Genomic DNA, 14,830 nt, shown 5'->3' with positions numbered 1-14,830 from the left:
TCAGCGGCGCGGGGACAGACGAGCCAGCACACGGTTGGGATTCAGGTCAACCCACCACGCCAGCCCAGCCACGGCGCAGGCCATGATCACGGCCATCAGTTGCCAGTGCAGCGCCACACCGGTCTGCACCATCTGCACCGGCATCCAAAGTGCCAGGGCAGTGGGCAGCAACAGCGGGATCAGACGCTGCCAGAACAGCGGTCGATCCCGGTAATGCAGCCGTCGGCCAGAGTTCCGGAGCGAGACACCGGCATAGATCAGAGGCCCTATCATCAGGCCGATCAGAATGAAGTCAAGGTCTGACATGCAGTCGGCCATTCTAGGCGCGCGGTTTCGCGTCAGGATGCTCAAAACATGTGACGCGCGTTAGTACCTCATAAGTGACAAGAGCACACCCTCTCCCCTGCCTACCGATACAAAAACCTCCGCTTTTGCGGAGGTCTGCTGGTAGAACCGAGGGCATGTGATCCCTTGACTCCTTCCATGTCAATCACACTTCAGCCAAGTAGATCCAATTGAAACCAAGCTGCACCGAAATCCCATGATCAGGACGCGACTGCTTCGCAAGCAGGCTCGACTGGCACCACGGGTGACCAAGTGGGGTTGCTACCGAGACTGCTCCCCGAGCACGCTGTGAAACTCTCCCCCATTCTGCCGACATGTTGTCCCCCTGGTCGCCTGTTTTCATCACCGTGAGCCACGTCGAGACGGGTGAAGTGGCGCGGCTACTGTGGCCCCACGCCGATTCGGCGGTCGCGCCCCGGGCTCTTCCGGCGTTCACGGGGCAGGTCATGACCTGGGAGTGAAGCGCGGAGCCGTGGCGACCGGGGAAGTACCCGCTGGCGTATCACGTGCCCGCTGATGCTCTGGACGCGATGGCCAGGGTTGACCTGGGTGAATACCGCCCTGTCTCAGCACCTGACACTTCGGGAAACTGACGTGCTGGCGGTTGGGAACGGCATTCCGAGGAGCTGTAGACAGTCACAGAAGACCTCGCCGCCCCACCGCGCCGCTTGACTCAGGATCTGCCATCCGATCCGCGCTACGCTCACGACCGCTCGCCCGCGCTTGTCCTGACGAGGGGCGTGAGTTTCTGTCCGCTGCGCGCCGATCCGCGTCATCCAGGCCAGCGCAATACAGAGCAGGCCAAAGAGCCGAGAGATGCGCTCTGGAGCCGTCATGTGCGTGGCCTCCAGATTCAGCCCGCGAGCTTTCATCACGGAAAACGCCGATTCAATCGCCCACCTGAGCCGATAGGTCCGTAATACGTCCAGCACGGGCAAATCTGAGGCCACGATCACCCTGTCCCCTGCGGGGGATAGGGTGATGACCACGTGCATCCAGCCCCCATAGACCCACGTCCGCTCGAACAGGGTGCGCACCTGTCCCAGTTGCAGCGTCGTGAACAGGTCTCGCACCAGTTCATCCTCGATTCTGGTGTTCTCCCGGATGCGGATACAGTGCCGGATGCGTTTCCAGCGCAGGAACGAGCACCACTCGCGCCCCACGAACTCCCGGTCTGCGATCAACACGGCCCAGCGGCGAGCTGGCATCACCTTGAGGAGCCGGGCAACCAGGAGGATCCGGGCAGCAGTGCAGCTGTTGCCTTGATGCGGCAGGATCGACCAGACGAGGGGAATCACCGCGCCCCCAAGCAGAACGCCCAAGACGAGGATGTTCAGCGGCGTCTGACCGTAATGCCACGTGGTGCGGTCCATGATCAGGGTGAGCTTGCCGTCGGGCAGCAAGGGAAGCAAGACGTCACAGACGTCCTGCGGCGTGAGCTGAGCGTCGTGAAACACGCGGGCCACCGTCCGGGTTTTTGATTCCAGCGTGGCTGCTCTGGGCAGATGAAGCGCGATCTTGCGGTGAAGCGTGGACTCGGCCTGGAGCACGGCCAGAAGCACTTCGGCAAGACGACGGAGCGCGTCCGTACGGCGGTGTGGCCAGCGAGTGTGCAGGTAGGTGGCCAACGTGTCAGCATGGAAGCGGGCAGTATCGGGGCTCGTCACAGACCCAGATACCGCCCTTTGTCATGTCGCACTGCATTCAGGACGCCATTTCTCGTGAAATGTCAGGTGCTGAGCCGCCCTGTATTGAAGAACCCAAGGCGGCTTTCGGGTCGCCTTCTTCTCTATGTCAGGTCTTGAGGGCATTCCAACCGCCACTGCTTGCCGCGCTCGCGGGTCATGGTGTTCATCCGGCCGGGTGTCCGCTGTACGTGCTCCTGGGTGCGCTGTGAGGAGGTCTGTGCGCCTGCGGGTCTCATGGAGGTCGGTCATCTGACTTTCAGGCCCTTCATTGAACGCTGAGGAAACCCGTCAACCACACTCAATTGGCCCAAAGAGACTGTGGCCTTTGTCTAAACGGATACGGTCTATGGCTCCGCGTTGCCCAGTGGCATGCTGCTCGGCATGACTCTGTTCACCCGGAAAGCGCTCCTCGCCCTCGTCCTCACCGCCGCTCCCGTGTCCGCTTATGCTCAGGACACTGGAACGGGGACGACGGACACCACCGCGACAAACACCAGCCGGACTGAGGACAACGATGTTGACTGGGGCTGGCTGGGACTCCTTGGGCTGGCCGGTCTGGCTGGGCTTCGCCGCCAGGAACCCAAGGTCGTCTACCGTGACCACACCACGACGACCACGCCCGGCACGCACCGCTGACCGACTGCATAGAACGACGGAGGCCCCCACCCCAGCGCAGGCCAGGGTGGGGGCGTTTGTAATGTGTGTGCTTTGCGCACGGATCTCGATCACCTGAACATACGGCGAGCACATGACGGGCAACGTTCAGCAAAGGGAACTGCCGCGCCCATCCCCGCAGAATCACTTCAGGAGGGACGATGAAGCCGAGTATCCACATGAAAGTGTTAGAGCGTGTTTTAAAAGTGCCTGAATGACAGCGCAGCGGGCCAGGTTCTGGCCCGCTGATGTTGATGAGACGACAACGGTATACCAGCGACCTGACCCGCCAGCAGTTTAAACGCCTCGAACCGTTGTTGCCGACTGGCAAGGCCGGGGGCCGACCCCGCACGGTGGATCTGTATGAGGTGATGTGCGCGATCATGTATGTACTCCAAAACGGCTGCGCCTGGCGCAATCTGCCTCATGATTTCCCAGCCTGGGAGACCGTCTACGGCTACTTCCGACGGTTTCAGTACGACGGCACGTGGGAAGCGGTGAACCGCTTCCTGGTCAGACGTACACGGCGCAAGGCCAAACGCGATCCGGAGCCGAGTGCGGGCAGTATCGACTCCCAGACCGTGCGCTGTGCGCCACAGGCGGGGATACGCGGTGTGGACGCGGGCAAGAAGACCAATGGGCGCAAGCGGCATCTGGTCGTGGACGCCCTTGGACTGCTGCTGGTGGTCTATGTGACGGGGGGTGGCGTGCAGGATCGGGTCGCAGCCCCGATCCTGCTGGGCATCCTCGCCAAACGCCATCCGCGCCTGAAGCACATCTGGGCGGATGGCGGTTACTTAGGTGAAGTGGTGACGTGGGCCGAGAAGGTCCTGGGCTGGGTGGTGGAGATCGTTCACCGCATCAGCGGACAACGAGGCTTCGTTGTCCGCCCACGGCGCTGGGTCGTTGAGCGTAGCTTGGCTTGGCTGACCCGCTGTCGTCGCCTGACCCGAGATTTCGAAGGGCGGCCAGAGACCACCGAAGCGTGGTGCTATCTCGCCAGCATTCGACTCATGTTGCGCCGTCTTGACCCCGCTGCCTAAAGCTTTTAAAACACGCTTTTAGAGGCTGTATTACGGGCGCAGCCCAACGTGTTCGCCGATCCGGTGACATTCAAGGCGAACCTGCTGAAGCGAGCGTATCCCCAGGTGGCACCACCTCCTGCCTCCCTCCAGCTGCAGGCCTACATCGCCCATGACCAGCTTTGCGGGCACGCCGTCTTCCGGCTGGAACCTCAGGCAGAGGCAACCGACTGGCACATTCTGTACATCCACGGTGGTGGGTACGTACACGAATTGATCGCTCCGCACTGGGCCATCATCGAGCAGCTGATGCGTGCCACGGGCTCCACCGTGACGGCGCCCATCTACCCTCTCGCACCCGAGCACACGTACCTTGAGGCGCACGCGTTCATGCTCGATGTGTACCGGAAAGTGCTGAGCCGCACACCACCGGAGCGCGTGGTCTTCTGTGGCGATTCGGCCGGGGCCGGCTTCTGCGTGGCGCTGACACAGGCGTGCCAGGATGCGAGGTTGCCCCTTCCGGCGCACCTGATCTTGTTCTCCCCATGGGTCGACGTGACCATGCCCGCACCCGAAATCGCAGACATTGCCCCAAAGGACCCACTTCTGGCCCGCCCGGGGGCCGTGGTCGCCGGTGAGCTGTGGGCGGGTCACGACAGCCCGCTCAACCCAGCAGTCAGTCCAACGTATGGACCGCTGGCCGGACTGCCACCCATGGACCTGTTCGTCGGCACGAACGACATCGTGTTGCCTGACGTGAGAACGTTCGTTCAGAAAGCGCGGACGGCAGGTGGGCAGGTGGGCCTGCACGAGTACCCAGAGGCGTATCACGTCTTCATGGCAGCCGCGTTCACACCTGAAGCGCAGGACGTGTACCGGAAGATTCGGACGATCCTCCGGACGGAGACGTATCAGATCAAACTGGACGGGCTGACCCGCCTGGTCTCGTCACCGCCCGTGCGCCTGGCCGCTCTGATTCGCGACCGACGACAGGGCAAAGGAGCCGCAAACTTGCGCCCATGACGAGGAGTGATGTGGGGTGGTGCCCTGGCGGGCCGGCTCGTCCACCTGAGGGCGAGAAAGCAGCGATAGATTCACGTGTGGCCGATCGTGCGGCAGGCGAGTACGCCGCTTCAATCGCCCGATTTGTCCGGGGCTTACCCGCCAGGGAACAGCCGCCGGAAGGCCATCTCGACGAGCAGGGCCGCGAAGGGGCTGTCCAGCATCATCCTGATCCGCCGGACACTGGCCGGGGCGAACTCCCGAACGTTGGGCAGGACGAATGTGAGCCGTTGTATATGGTGGGCTTCCCAGCCCACAGCACGTTCTCCCCGCCGGTGCCGCGCAGGAACACCCACGGGACGGCGGTACGCCTCCCGGTCCGGCAGTCTGTTTACCCCCCCGTTGATGCGCCGCGTGATGCGCTCTAAGTCGCCGACGTCCACCAAGTCGGGCTGCACTTCCAGCGGCAGGCCCAGCAGCGCCCCGTACGTGCGGCTAGCGGGAACTCGTCGCATGTCGTGTTCAGGCTGACCTGCGCATCCCGCGCTGGCCCAGTAAACCGCTGGCCGCTCCCACGGCCAAAAACGCGGTAGGCGCACAAAGAAAAACGCCCACTAGGTGGGCGTCTACTGGTAGAACCGAGGGGATTTGAACCCCTGACCCCTACCGTGTCAAGGTAGTGCTCTACCCCTGAGCTACGGTTCTAAACCTGAAATGGGGTACTTGGAGGCGCTGACCGGACTCGAACCGGTGGTGGAGGTTTTGCAGACCTCTGCCTTACCACTTGGCTACAGCGCCGTGAGGCTTTTGCTGTCCCTTGCGGGCGGCTGGTGGGTCTTCCTCTCCAGCGGAAGGAATGTTAGCACGGCTTTTCTGGTCTGTAAACAGGGGGGCACCTGCGCCGCGGATCTGCCGGGCCAGCCTCTAAACTGCCCCGCATGAACACGCCTGTCCTCAACCGGTTTTTGCTTTTGACCGTCATCCTCGCCCTGAGCGCCCCAGCGGACGCGCAGTTGCTTCAGACGCCCGCCCAGACGGCCGCGCAGCCAATTCTGAAGGGCATGACGGTGGACGGCGCGGTGCTGCGTCAGGGCGCGACGACGATCACCCTGGACGTGACCGGCGGGTACGTGGTGGGCGTGCTGACCGAGACGGACTCGCCCGATGAGCTGGCGCGTGGCGTGGCGACCGGCTGGGGCATGGGCGCCCCGGACCTTCCGAAACTGAAAGCCAGCCTGAGTAACCCGCAGTTGCTGGCGGCGGCCCGCTCGGGGTTCATGCAGCCCTCCGACGATTCGGGAACGGACCTGATCGCCCTGAAGGTGACGGGTGAGGGCAGCGCCACGCGGTATGCGGCGTACGTCGCCGTGAACATCTGGCCCGACAGTGCCTTCCCGGCCACGAAGGCCGTGATGGGCACCGCTGCGGCGCCCGTCACGCTGCGGGTCTTCAGTGACTTCCAGTGCCCGTACTGCAAGCAATTGTGGGACACCGCGCTGCCCGCGTGGCGCAAGGACAGTGCCACGTACCGCGTAATGCACTACGAATTCCCGCTGTCGTTCCACCGCAACGCGCAGGGCGCGGCGGAGGCCAGTGAGTGCGCCGCCGCGCAGGGGAAATTCTGGCCGTTCGCGGATCAGCTGTTCGCGAACTTCCGCACCTGGACGCCCCTAGACCCGAAGGAGACCCCCGCGAAGTACGCCGGGTACGCGAAGGCCGCCGGGCTGGACACGGCCGCGTTCAAGACCTGTGTGGGCCAGCGGACGTTCCGGACCAGCGTGGACGCCCAGATACAGGCGGGGCTGAAGGTGAACGTGCAGGGCACGCCGACCGTGTACCTGAACGGCCTGAAACTGTCGAACTACAGTGACACGCGTGAAGTGGCCCGCGCACGATCCATCACGACAGCGCAGCCGTCTGCCGCCAGCGTGATCGAGACGCGCCTGAAACAGTTCCGCTGATCCGCACGTCCCCCGGCGGGTGTACACGACGCCCGCCATTACTTCGCGCCACTATGTAGCTATGCAAAGTAATGGTGCGGACGGCAACCTGCTGCGCGGCACACTGGACTTCCTGCTGCTCGCCAGTCTCGAACACGGTCCCCTCTACGGCCTGCGGATCATCTAGGACGTCCAGCAGAAGACCGGCGGACACTTCAACTTCAAGGAAGGCACCCTCTACCCCGCCCTGCACCGCCTGGAGAAACGCGGCCTGATCCACGCCGAGACCCGCCCCAGCGACGCGGGCGGCCCACCTCGCAAGTACTACCACCTCACCCCCACCGGCCTGAGCGAACTCATCCGGCAACGGGACGCCCAGCGTGCCCACGCCGAGGCACTCAGGGCCTACCTGATGGGGGCATGACGCCCGAGGACCGCTTCATCCGTGCCGCTACGCGGGGCCTGGGCCGGAAGGTCCGCTCTGCCGTTCAACTGAAATTGCGTTCACATCTGCTCGAACGCCTTCAGGACCTGCGCCTCGGCGGCCACACCGAGGAAGAAGCGCGGCAGCTGGTACTCAGGGAACTTGGTTCGCCGGAGACCGTGCGCCGGAGTCTGTGGTCCACCCATCCGCCCCTGCACCTGCTGGCCTGGATGCTGCTGGGAACGGCGGTGCTCGTGACGGGGGTTTACTTCCGGGACGTGCAGGTGTTTCCCACGCCCATCCCGGAGGTCGGGGGCGGGTATGGACTGCGCGGCGTATCAGGCGATGTCGTACCGTGGCTGCGACTGGACGATTGGACCCGCCAGCTGCCCCCCCAGGCACGTGTGATGAACGATGATGGGACGCCGAACCTACATGTCGGGCAGGCCCTGGCGGTCCCCCTCAATGGCGGGGCGTCCGATGATCGGCCCCTGGTGATCGAAGTGGAGGCCCTTCCCGGCGCGGACCGCTTCCTGGTGAAAGACTCAAATGGCCTCTACCGATCGCTGATTCCCTGGCTGGAGCAGGCTTATCACGTGCGGGGCCCATTCATGAATCTGCCCAATCTGGGCGTCCGGGCCTACCGGGCGGGGCTGCGGGTGCGAGCGCCGCTGGCACCCGGAGGTCAGCTGAGCCTGGACGGAGTGGCCCTGCCCGGCGAGCCAGGACCGCGGCTGTCGGACTGGGCGGATCACCTGCACGTGCGCCTGACGGCGGAAGCGACCCGGGAGATGCTGCCTCCCGCGCAGCGCGCGCGGATGAACGCGTCTGCATCCGAGCTGCTGAGCGCACCCGGTGACCTGAACGTGCTGCGCGTGCAACCAGGGGCCGCTTACGTGCTGGTCACCCGGTACCGTGAGGAGGTTCTCGTAGAAGGACGGACCGAGGTGACCGGTCAGGAACGACTAGAGGTCTCCCGGCCCATGCAGGCGGACCGCGACGGCATTCTGCGTTTCCAGAGTTTCTACAGCCCGTACGGGACCAACTGGACGGCCCTGCTTGTGCATCCGGACCTGAACGGATGGGCGGCCGCCTCGCTTTCCTCCCAGACCCTGCCTGCCGTGCTGGTGCAGGTGGGGCCGGAGTACCGGCGTGGCGTGCCTCTGAACGTCGTCAGGACGCCCGCGCTGCAAGAGCAGGCGTACGAGATTCCGCTGGTGGAACTGAAGTCGGGGCAGCCGTGATCGTTCACGGTGCCCCGGCTTCTGGCCGCGCTCAGCTGCGGTTGCGGTAGCGGCCCAGCAGTTCGTTCCTGAGGTCGTCAAAGGCGACGCCTTTGCGTTCCTTGTGGCCTTCGGGGGTGCGTTCGCGGACGCTGACCTCGCGGCCTTCCTGTTCCTTGTCGCCGACGATGAGCATGACGGGGATCTTGCTGAGTTCGGCGGTGCGGACCTTGGCGTTCATGCGGTTGGAGGAGTCGTCGACTTCGGCGCGCAGGCCTGCCTGGTGCAGTTCGTCGCGGAGCTGCCAGGCGTAGTCGTTGTGGCGGTCCGCGATGGGAATGATCATGATCTGGCGCGGGGCGAGCCACAGGGGGAAGTCCCCGGCGTAGTGCTCGATGAGGATGCCAGTGAAGCGTTCGATGCTGCCGAAGGGGGCGCGGTGGATCATGATGGGGCGGTGGTCCTGGCCGTCCTCGCCGACGTAGCTGATGTCGAAGCGTTCGGGGAGGTTGTAGTCCACCTGGATGGTGCCGAGCTGCCATTCGCGGCCCAGGACGTCCTTGACGACGAAGTCGAGTTTGGGGCCGTAGAAGGCGGCGTCGCCGGGTTCGATGGTGTAGGGCAGGCCGACTTCCTCGACCGCCTCGATGATCTGTTGTTCCGCGAGGGTCCAGTTGGCCTCGTCGCCGACGTACTTGTCGCTCTCGGGGTCGCGGGTGCCGACGCGGAAGCGGACCTCGTTCATGCCGAAGGTCTTCAGCACGAGGACGGTGAGGTCGAGGACGTCCAGGAATTCCTTCTTCAGCTGGTCGGGGCGGACGAACAGGTGCGCGTCGTCCTGCGTGAAGCCGCGTACGCGGGTCAGGCCGTTCAGTTCGCCGCTCTGCTCGTAGCGGTACACCGTGCCGAACTCCGCGAGTCGCACCGGCAGGTCGCGGTAGCTGCGGGGTTTGCTGGCGTAGATGCGCACGTGGTGCGGGCAGTTCATGGGTTTGAGCATGTACTCCTCGTCGTCCACCTCGATGGGGCGGAACTGACCGTCGGAGTACTTCTCGTAGTGCCCGCTGGTGCGGTACAGGTCGAGGTTGCCGATGTTGGGCGTGATGACGCCCTGGTAGCCGCGCTGGAACTGCTGCTCTTTCATGAAGCTGGTCAGTTCCTCGCGCAGGACCGTGCCGTTCGGGAGCCACAGCGGCAGGCCCTTGCCGACCAGGGGGTCGATGGTGAAGAGTTCCAGTTCGCGGCCCAGTTTGCGGTGGTCGCGCCTCTTGGCTTCCTCCAGCTGGTGCAGGTACGCGTCGAGTTCCTTCTGCGTGGCGAACGCAACGCCATACACGCGCTGGAGGATCGGGTTCTTCTCGTTGCCGCGCCAGTACGCGCCGCTGGTGCTCATGAGCTTGAACGCGCCGGGCAGCTTCCCGGTGTTCGGGAAGTGCGGCCCGCGGCACAGGTCGGTGTAGTCACCCTGCGTGTAGAACGTGATGGGCTCGTCCTCGGGCAGGCCTGCGATGAGTTCCTGCTTGTACGGGTCGTGCGGGAACTGCGCGAGGCCCTCGGCCCGGCTGATCTCGCGCCGCGTGAAGTCCAGGCCGCGCGCGATGATGTCCCGCATGATCTTCTCGATCTCCGGGAGGTCCTCTTCCTTCAGGGGTTCGGGCAGGTCGAAGTCCTGGTACCAGCCGTTCTCGATGCTGGGGCCCACGCCGCGCCTGATCTGATCGTCCGCGTACCCTTTGCCTCTGTAGAACTCGCCGACGGCCTGACTCATGACGTGCCCCAGCGAGTGCCGGAACAGCGGCGCGGCGTCCGCCGGGTTCTTCTTCGTGATCAGGGTGATGTTTGCTCCGTCGGGCAGGGGCGTCATCAGGTCGACCAGTTCGCCGTTTGCGGTGGCGGCCAGGGCGTCCTGCGCCAGCCGCGGGCCGATGGCGGCGGCGGCGTCGAGGGCCGTGGCGCCAGCTTGAAGTTCGAGTTGTTTACCGTCGGGAAGGATTACGTGCATATCAACCTCTGTGTGTGGGCTGAGCGCGCGGTCGCGTTCAACCATGAGAAACCCGGTCTGGCCACCGTTCCAGCAGAACGCCTGAAAACCTTGAAGGGGTTCTCAGGCGCTCAGAGTTCGCGTGATCAGACCGGGTGCAGGCATTCGGTGCAGCCCTGCGCCACGCATCACCAGACCGGAGTGACGGGCGAGAGGCTTCATGCGGGCAGGATACCGCCCCACGCAGAGGGGGGCAACCCGCACCCTGGCCTACCCTGCCCGCCCACCCCACTACCAGGGTGTTCCACGCAGATTCACGGTCTCCCCCACCGGCCAGTCAGTCAGCGTGGCGTGCACAGGCAAGATCAGGGTGGGCCCGGCGTCCGTCACCCACCGGTCCTCGTCCGGGTCGAGGTACTGCGCGGCGTTCGGAACGCGCATGAAACCGCCCCGCTCGTAGAACGGGACGACCTCCTCCCGGCATTGCAGGAACGCGAATTCCACGTCCGGGAGGGTATGCAGGAAGGCGTGCAGGTCGCGCAGCAGGCGGCGGCCCAAGCCACGGCGCTGGAATGCGGGGTGCGTGGCGACGCCGCCCACCCCCACGATGGTCACGTCACGCCCCCCGATCTGCGCTACACGCCGCCCGAATCCCAGTTGCGCCACCGGCACTCCAGCCGGGTCGGCCAGCCATAGGTGCCACTCGGGTTCGCTGCCCCAGTACGACGTGCCCGCCCAGAAGTCCGCGAACTGCGGGTACGCCGCGATCAGCAGTGATCGCAGCCCGGCCTCCAGTTGCGGGGTCAGGTCCGCGCGGGGAGTGACGTGCGCGGTCAGCGTCACGAACCCCGCTCCGGGTGCGGCTGGCGGGCCGTTCGTTCACTGAAGTCCACCTCGAAGAATCGGTAGCCCTCCCGCACCTCCGCGCCCGGCATGTACTCCCTGCGTTCATAGGCGGGCGTCGCCTCCCGCAGGTTGGCGGAGCAGAACAGGTACCGCGCGCCCCGCGCCTGCGCCCACGCCTCCATGCCACGCATCAGCGTCCGGCCCGCCCGCTGCCCGCGAGCAACCGAAGCGGTGTACAGGTCATGCAGTTTCGCCGTGTGGTGCGACCCGCCGGAACGCAGGTACGACCCGTCGTCCTGCGCCGCCGCGTATCCCAGCAGCACTCCATCCCGGAAGGCGGCCAGCAGCACCCAGTCCGGGCGCAAAGCGCGCCGCAAGCTCAGCTTCGTCCTCCACGAAGCCCATGTCGAGCAGCATCGGCCGGACCTGGGGAAAGTCGGACGGGGTGAGCGGTCGAACAGTGAGGGTCACGCCCCTCAGTCTGCCCGCCCGGCCCCGGCCGCACCTGCGCCAACTGGCAGATGCACGGGCATGAAAAGACCGACCCACCGGATGGCAGGGCGGAACCGGCGTGAGCTCAATTGTTCTGCGCAGGAGTGGGAACGCGTCCGGCGGCAGACATCGGATCGGAACCCCATTTGTTGGTCCCGGGTTTACCGTCCTCTGAAAGCCAGGCGAGCAGCGTGAGCCAGCCGAACAGGGGAATCAGGAGCAACCAGAGATTCGAGCCCGAATGACCGGTGTCATACAAGCGGCGCACAGTCACGGCGATGGTGGGAAGGAGCAGGGCGAGAGTCAGGAGACTGACCAGCAGTCCGTCATCGTCCAGTCTGGTACTGACGCGTAGACCGAGCGCCTCGTCAATCAGGGCAAGGCCCGCCGCGAGGAGGCTCCCGGTCAGGATGTACATCCAGAATGTACGCCGCCGGGCGCGGCCCGTGAATGTGGCGTAGTGGCGGACGACGTCCATGAATTCGTGCATCTAAATGACCTCGGTCGCGGTTTGCGACTCACAGTCACAACGCCCCTCCTCCCTGTTCGATTCAGGATGGACGGGGCGCTGTGGGAGTGGGTGTTACCAGTTCTGCGCGGGGGCGGGGGTTCCGTCGGTCACGCCCTTGGGGTTGGGTCCCCACTTGTTGCTGCCGGGTTTGCTGTCCAGCACGCACAGCACGAGAACGACGATGCTCAGGCCAATGAAGTTCAGGAGGTACAGCCAGCCGCTGAAACCCGCGTCGTGCAGGCGGCGGACGGTCACGGCGATGCTGGGGACCATCACAGCAAGCGCGTAGATGACCATCAGGACGGCGAAGATCAGGGTGGTGCCGGTCAGGCCAGCGCTGGGAGCCGCGCCCGTGTCGGACTGCATGGCCATGCCGATGGCCGCGCCGTACACGGGAATGCTCAGGACGGTCACGATGATCGTGTTGATCAGGGCGAACATCCAGTATTCGCGGCGGCGGGCGCGGCCGGTGAAGTTGGCGTAGTTGTTGCGGATGACGTTCAGGTATTCGTTCATGGTGCCCCCTGGGATTGTTGCGTGAGAGCAGTCTAAGCGTCACATTGAGCCCATGCTGCCTAAGTTGTGGAGGGGTGCCCTGGGGGTGCTGCTGGGGGTCACGCTGGGATCGTGCGCGCCAGCCATGACCGGGCCGGTGACGGTGCCGGACGTCCGCGCGACCCTCCCTGCCTTGCCGCAGGACCGGCTGCGGGTGCTGGTCATGGGAGATCAGGGCACCGGAACGGAGGTGCAGCGGCGCGTGGCGGCCGCCATGCAGGGGGTGTGCGCGCGCGAGGGCTGTGACCTGGGGGTGGCACTGGGGGACAATTTCTACCCGGCTGGCCCGAAGGACCTGAATTCGCCGCTGTTCCGCGAGCGGTTCGCGGACGTGTACGGCCCGCTGGGGTTCCCGTTTCTGGTGGTGCCGGGCAACCATGACGAGTCGTGGCTGGTCGGGGGGGATGGGGCCGATGCGCGTGGCGCGGACGTGCAGGTGGCGTACTCGCGCGTGAACCCGCAGTGGGTGATGCCCGCCCGCACCTACCGCGCGCCGGTGGGGACCCTGGCGGAGTTCTTCGGGGTGGACACGGCGCCGCTGGCGGCGTACCTGCCGGGCCTGCGGCCTGCCGAGCGGCCGGGGGGCGCGTGGGATCAGGCGCAGCGGGCGTGGCTGTGGCGCGCGGTGCGGGGCAGCGGGGCGCGCTGGCGGCTGGTGCTGGGGCATCACCCGCTGTTCAGCAACGGGAAGCATGGGAACGCCGGGGCGTACGACCGCTTCCCGTTCGAGTTCCAGAAGGGGGGCGCGGTGCGGGACCTGTACGGCTCGGTGTGCGGCGCGGCGGACCTGCTTCTGAGCGGGCACGTGCATGCGCTGGAGGTGTTCGCCCCGCAGCCGGAGTGCCCGGGCACGTGGACGGCCGTGTCGGGTGCGGCGGGCGAGGTGGGGGGAGGTCCATCGGGCTCGCGTGCGGCGGCGTTCGCGGCCTTCGGTCAGCCGGGCTTCCTGCGGCTGGACCTCACGCCGGCCGAGCTGGTCGTCACGGCGTACACGGTCGCGGCAGACGACACGGTCACGGCCCGCGAAGCCGCTCGGTTGAAGAAGGGTTGAAGGTAGAAAGTTGATGGTTGATAGAGGGGCGTCCTCCATCAACCATCAACTTTTGACTTTCGACGTCTCTTACAGTCCGGCCTGGGCGAGGAACGCGTCGAGTTTCTGGGGGCGGAAGCCGCTGAGGCTGGCGGCGGTGTCGCCGTGCACGAGGGTGGGGACGCTGCGTTTACCGCCGTTGACGCTCATGACGTACTGGGCGGCGCTGTCGTCCTGCTCGATGTTGATTTCCTCGAACGCGAGGCCCTTGCTGGTCAGGGCGCGCTTGGCAGCGTGGCAGTCGGGGCACCAGGTGGTGGTGTACATCTTGATCATGGGGTTCCTCCGGGTGGGCGTCGCCCACGAATCTCAGTTTACTATTTAAAGTATCCAGTAGGGTGGAGGTGTCCACAAACGCGGGCCTCCCGGCCGCAACAGGAAAGCCCGCCCCGGGCGGGACGGGCCTTCACAGGACAGCAGTTACGCGTTCGCGTTCGCCACGGGCTCGCTGGGGGCGGGCTCGGCGGCGGCCGCGCTGGTGGCCGGGGCGCTGGGGGCGTCCTCGGCGGCGCGTTCCTTCTTCGCGGGCTTCTCGGCGCGGGGGGTCATGATCATGTTCATGTCCATGCCCATCATGCTCGGGGTGCCTTCGGGCGCGCCGATGTCCGCCAGGGACTCCGCGACGCGCACCAGGATGCGCTCGCCGAGTTCCGGGTGGGTGCGTTCACGTCCACGGAACATGATGGTGACCTTGACCTTGTGGCCTTCTTCCAGGAAGCGGCGCACGTGCCCGGTCTTGGTGTTGAAGTCGTGGTCGTCGATCTTCACACGGAACTTGATCGCCTTGACTTCCTGGGCGCGGGCGCGCTTGCGGTTTTCCTTCTCGTTCTGCTGCTGCTCGTAGCGGAACCGGCCATAGTCGAGCAGGCGGCAGACGGGGGGGACAGCCTGCGGGCTGACCATGACGAGGTCCATCCCGGCCTCGCGGGCCATGTTCATGGCGTCGCGAGTGTCAATGATGCCCACCTGCTCGCCTTCGGCACCGATCAGTCGGATCTGGCGCACGCGGATCTGCTCGTTGACCTTGTGTTCTTTCGCTATGTTCATCACCTCCGCC

17 protein-coding genes and 2 tRNA genes are annotated in these 14,830 nt (G+C 65.4%); 7 read left to right on the top strand and 12 right to left on the bottom strand.

Annotation, left to right across the window (positions count from 1 at the left end; all coding sequences use genetic code 11):
• The gene (locus tag SY84_RS13665; RefSeq protein WP_046844464.1) at nucleotides 1-306 is read right to left on the bottom strand and encodes a hypothetical protein; all 306 of its coding nucleotides are present in this window, start codon (nucleotides 304-306) and stop codon (nucleotides 1-3) included.
• A gap of 605 nt (nucleotides 307-911) precedes the next feature.
• Nucleotides 912-1,907, bottom strand: a complete 996-nt coding sequence (locus SY84_RS13660; protein WP_081424605.1) for an IS4 family transposase — start codon at nucleotides 1,905-1,907, stop codon at nucleotides 912-914.
• A gap of 507 nt (nucleotides 1,908-2,414) precedes the next feature.
• Between SY84_RS13660 and SY84_RS13655 the strand changes: the two genes are divergently transcribed.
• The 3 genes from SY84_RS13655 to SY84_RS13645 all read left to right on the top strand — a co-directional run bounded on the left by SY84_RS13655 (nucleotide 2,415) and on the right by SY84_RS13645 (nucleotide 4,732).
• Nucleotides 2,415-2,669 (top strand): WGxxGxxG family protein, encoded by a 255-nt coding sequence (locus tag SY84_RS13655; RefSeq protein ID WP_046845250.1) that lies wholly within the window; start codon nucleotides 2,415-2,417, stop codon nucleotides 2,667-2,669.
• 272 nt (nucleotides 2,670-2,941) lie between these two features.
• The gene (locus tag SY84_RS13650; RefSeq protein ID WP_046845249.1) at nucleotides 2,942-3,730 is read left to right on the top strand and encodes an IS5 family transposase; all 789 of its coding nucleotides are present in this window, start codon (nucleotides 2,942-2,944) and stop codon (nucleotides 3,728-3,730) included.
• 48 nt (nucleotides 3,731-3,778) lie between these two features.
• Nucleotides 3,779-4,732, top strand: coding sequence for an alpha/beta hydrolase fold domain-containing protein (locus tag SY84_RS13645; protein WP_046844463.1), 954 nt, complete (start codon nucleotides 3,779-3,781; stop codon nucleotides 4,730-4,732).
• A 134-nt stretch (nucleotides 4,733-4,866) separates the two neighbouring features.
• Here SY84_RS13645 and SY84_RS13640 read toward each other — a convergent pair whose 3' ends face one another.
• The 3 genes from SY84_RS13640 to SY84_RS13630 all read right to left on the bottom strand — a co-directional run bounded on the left by SY84_RS13640 (nucleotide 4,867) and on the right by SY84_RS13630 (nucleotide 5,509).
• Nucleotides 4,867-5,226: a hypothetical protein gene (locus SY84_RS13640; protein WP_046844462.1), complete on the bottom strand. Its 360-nt coding sequence runs from the start codon at nucleotides 5,224-5,226 to the stop codon at nucleotides 4,867-4,869.
• A gap of 115 nt (nucleotides 5,227-5,341) precedes the next feature.
• Nucleotides 5,342-5,416 (bottom strand) — tRNA-Val (locus SY84_RS13635).
• A 19-nt stretch (nucleotides 5,417-5,435) separates the two neighbouring features.
• Nucleotides 5,436-5,509 (bottom strand) — tRNA-Cys (locus tag SY84_RS13630).
• Between the two features lie 140 nt (nucleotides 5,510-5,649).
• On the opposite strand from SY84_RS13630, the gene SY84_RS13625 reads away from it, so the two are divergent.
• From SY84_RS13625 to SY84_RS13615, 3 genes are all read left to right on the top strand, one after another.
• Nucleotides 5,650-6,672, top strand: coding sequence for a DsbA family protein (locus tag SY84_RS13625; protein WP_046844461.1), 1,023 nt, complete (start codon nucleotides 5,650-5,652; stop codon nucleotides 6,670-6,672).
• A gap of 226 nt (nucleotides 6,673-6,898) precedes the next feature.
• Nucleotides 6,899-7,075: a PadR family transcriptional regulator gene (locus tag SY84_RS16955; protein WP_245621442.1), complete on the top strand. Its 177-nt coding sequence runs from the start codon at nucleotides 6,899-6,901 to the stop codon at nucleotides 7,073-7,075.
• Complete coding sequence (locus SY84_RS13615) at nucleotides 7,072-8,319, top strand: permease prefix domain 1-containing protein (RefSeq protein ID WP_046844460.1); 1,248 nt, start codon at nucleotides 7,072-7,074, stop codon at nucleotides 8,317-8,319. The genes SY84_RS16955 and SY84_RS13615 overlap by 4 nt, the downstream gene beginning before the upstream one ends.
• Before the next feature lie 31 nt (nucleotides 8,320-8,350).
• Here the strand turns inward: SY84_RS13615 and thrS are convergent, their stop codons facing one another.
• From thrS to SY84_RS13590, 5 genes are all read right to left on the bottom strand, one after another.
• The gene (gene thrS / locus SY84_RS13610; RefSeq protein WP_046844459.1) at nucleotides 8,351-10,300 is read right to left on the bottom strand and encodes a threonine--tRNA ligase; all 1,950 of its coding nucleotides are present in this window, start codon (nucleotides 10,298-10,300) and stop codon (nucleotides 8,351-8,353) included.
• Nucleotides 10,301-10,570: 270 nt separating this feature from the next.
• Nucleotides 10,571-11,122, bottom strand: coding sequence for a GNAT family N-acetyltransferase (locus tag SY84_RS16025; RefSeq protein ID WP_052751171.1), 552 nt, complete (start codon nucleotides 11,120-11,122; stop codon nucleotides 10,571-10,573).
• The gene (locus tag SY84_RS13600) at nucleotides 11,119-11,502 is read right to left on the bottom strand and encodes a GNAT family N-acetyltransferase (protein WP_157882999.1); all 384 of its coding nucleotides are present in this window, start codon (nucleotides 11,500-11,502) and stop codon (nucleotides 11,119-11,121) included. The genes SY84_RS16025 and SY84_RS13600 overlap by 4 nt, the downstream gene beginning before the upstream one ends.
• A gap of 200 nt (nucleotides 11,503-11,702) precedes the next feature.
• Nucleotides 11,703-12,095 carry a DUF805 domain-containing protein gene (locus SY84_RS13595; RefSeq protein ID WP_157882998.1) on the bottom strand — a complete coding sequence of 131 codons (393 nt, stop codon included), beginning with the start codon at nucleotides 12,093-12,095 and terminating at the stop codon, nucleotides 11,703-11,705.
• Nucleotides 12,096-12,200: 105 nt separating this feature from the next.
• Nucleotides 12,201-12,644, bottom strand: coding sequence for a DUF805 domain-containing protein (locus tag SY84_RS13590; protein WP_046844457.1), 444 nt, complete (start codon nucleotides 12,642-12,644; stop codon nucleotides 12,201-12,203).
• Nucleotides 12,645-12,696: 52 nt separating this feature from the next.
• Between SY84_RS13590 and SY84_RS13585 the strand changes: the two genes are divergently transcribed.
• On the top strand, nucleotides 12,697-13,734 hold the full coding sequence (locus tag SY84_RS13585; RefSeq protein ID WP_081424603.1) for a metallophosphoesterase: 1,038 nt from the start codon (nucleotides 12,697-12,699) through the stop codon (nucleotides 13,732-13,734).
• Nucleotides 13,735-13,803: 69 nt separating this feature from the next.
• Here the strand turns inward: SY84_RS13585 and SY84_RS13580 are convergent, their stop codons facing one another.
• Complete coding sequence (locus tag SY84_RS13580) at nucleotides 13,804-14,049, bottom strand: glutaredoxin family protein (protein ID WP_046844456.1); 246 nt, start codon at nucleotides 14,047-14,049, stop codon at nucleotides 13,804-13,806.
• A 144-nt stretch (nucleotides 14,050-14,193) separates the two neighbouring features.
• On the bottom strand, nucleotides 14,194-14,823 hold the full coding sequence (gene infC, locus SY84_RS13575; RefSeq protein WP_046845246.1) for a translation initiation factor IF-3: 630 nt from the start codon (nucleotides 14,821-14,823) through the stop codon (nucleotides 14,194-14,196).
• Nucleotides 14,824-14,830: the final 7 nt, after the last annotated feature.

The organism is Deinococcus soli (ex Cha et al. 2016) (genome assembly GCF_001007995.1).
GTDB classification, from domain to species: domain Bacteria; phylum Deinococcota; class Deinococci; order Deinococcales; family Deinococcaceae; genus Deinococcus; species Deinococcus soli.
Note: the sequence above shows the minus strand (reverse complement) of the source record. Positions and strands in the feature narration are given on the sequence as shown.

Coding starts and splice junctions, on each gene's coding strand:
- SY84_RS13665 (WP_046844464.1), bottom strand. CDS start 306: ATGTCAGACCTTGACTTCATTCTGATCGGCCTGATGATAGGGCCTCTG.
- SY84_RS13655 (WP_046845250.1), top strand. CDS start 2,415: ATGACTCTGTTCACCCGGAAAGCGCTCCTCGCCCTCGTCCTCACCGCC.
- SY84_RS13650 (WP_046845249.1), top strand. CDS start 2,942: ATGAGACGACAACGGTATACCAGCGACCTGACCCGCCAGCAGTTTAAA.
- SY84_RS13640 (WP_046844462.1), bottom strand. CDS start 5,226: ATGCGACGAGTTCCCGCTAGCCGCACGTACGGGGCGCTGCTGGGCCTG.
- SY84_RS13625 (WP_046844461.1), top strand. CDS start 5,650: ATGAACACGCCTGTCCTCAACCGGTTTTTGCTTTTGACCGTCATCCTC.
- SY84_RS13615 (WP_046844460.1), top strand. CDS start 7,072: ATGACGCCCGAGGACCGCTTCATCCGTGCCGCTACGCGGGGCCTGGGC.
- thrS (WP_046844459.1), bottom strand. CDS start 10,300: ATGCACGTAATCCTTCCCGACGGTAAACAACTCGAACTTCAAGCTGGC.
- SY84_RS13595 (WP_157882998.1), bottom strand. CDS start 12,095: ATGGACGTCGTCCGCCACTACGCCACATTCACGGGCCGCGCCCGGCGG.
- SY84_RS13590 (WP_046844457.1), bottom strand. CDS start 12,644: ATGAACGAATACCTGAACGTCATCCGCAACAACTACGCCAACTTCACC.
- SY84_RS13585 (WP_081424603.1), top strand. CDS start 12,697: ATGCTGCCTAAGTTGTGGAGGGGTGCCCTGGGGGTGCTGCTGGGGGTC.
- SY84_RS13580 (WP_046844456.1), bottom strand. CDS start 14,049: ATGATCAAGATGTACACCACCACCTGGTGCCCCGACTGCCACGCTGCC.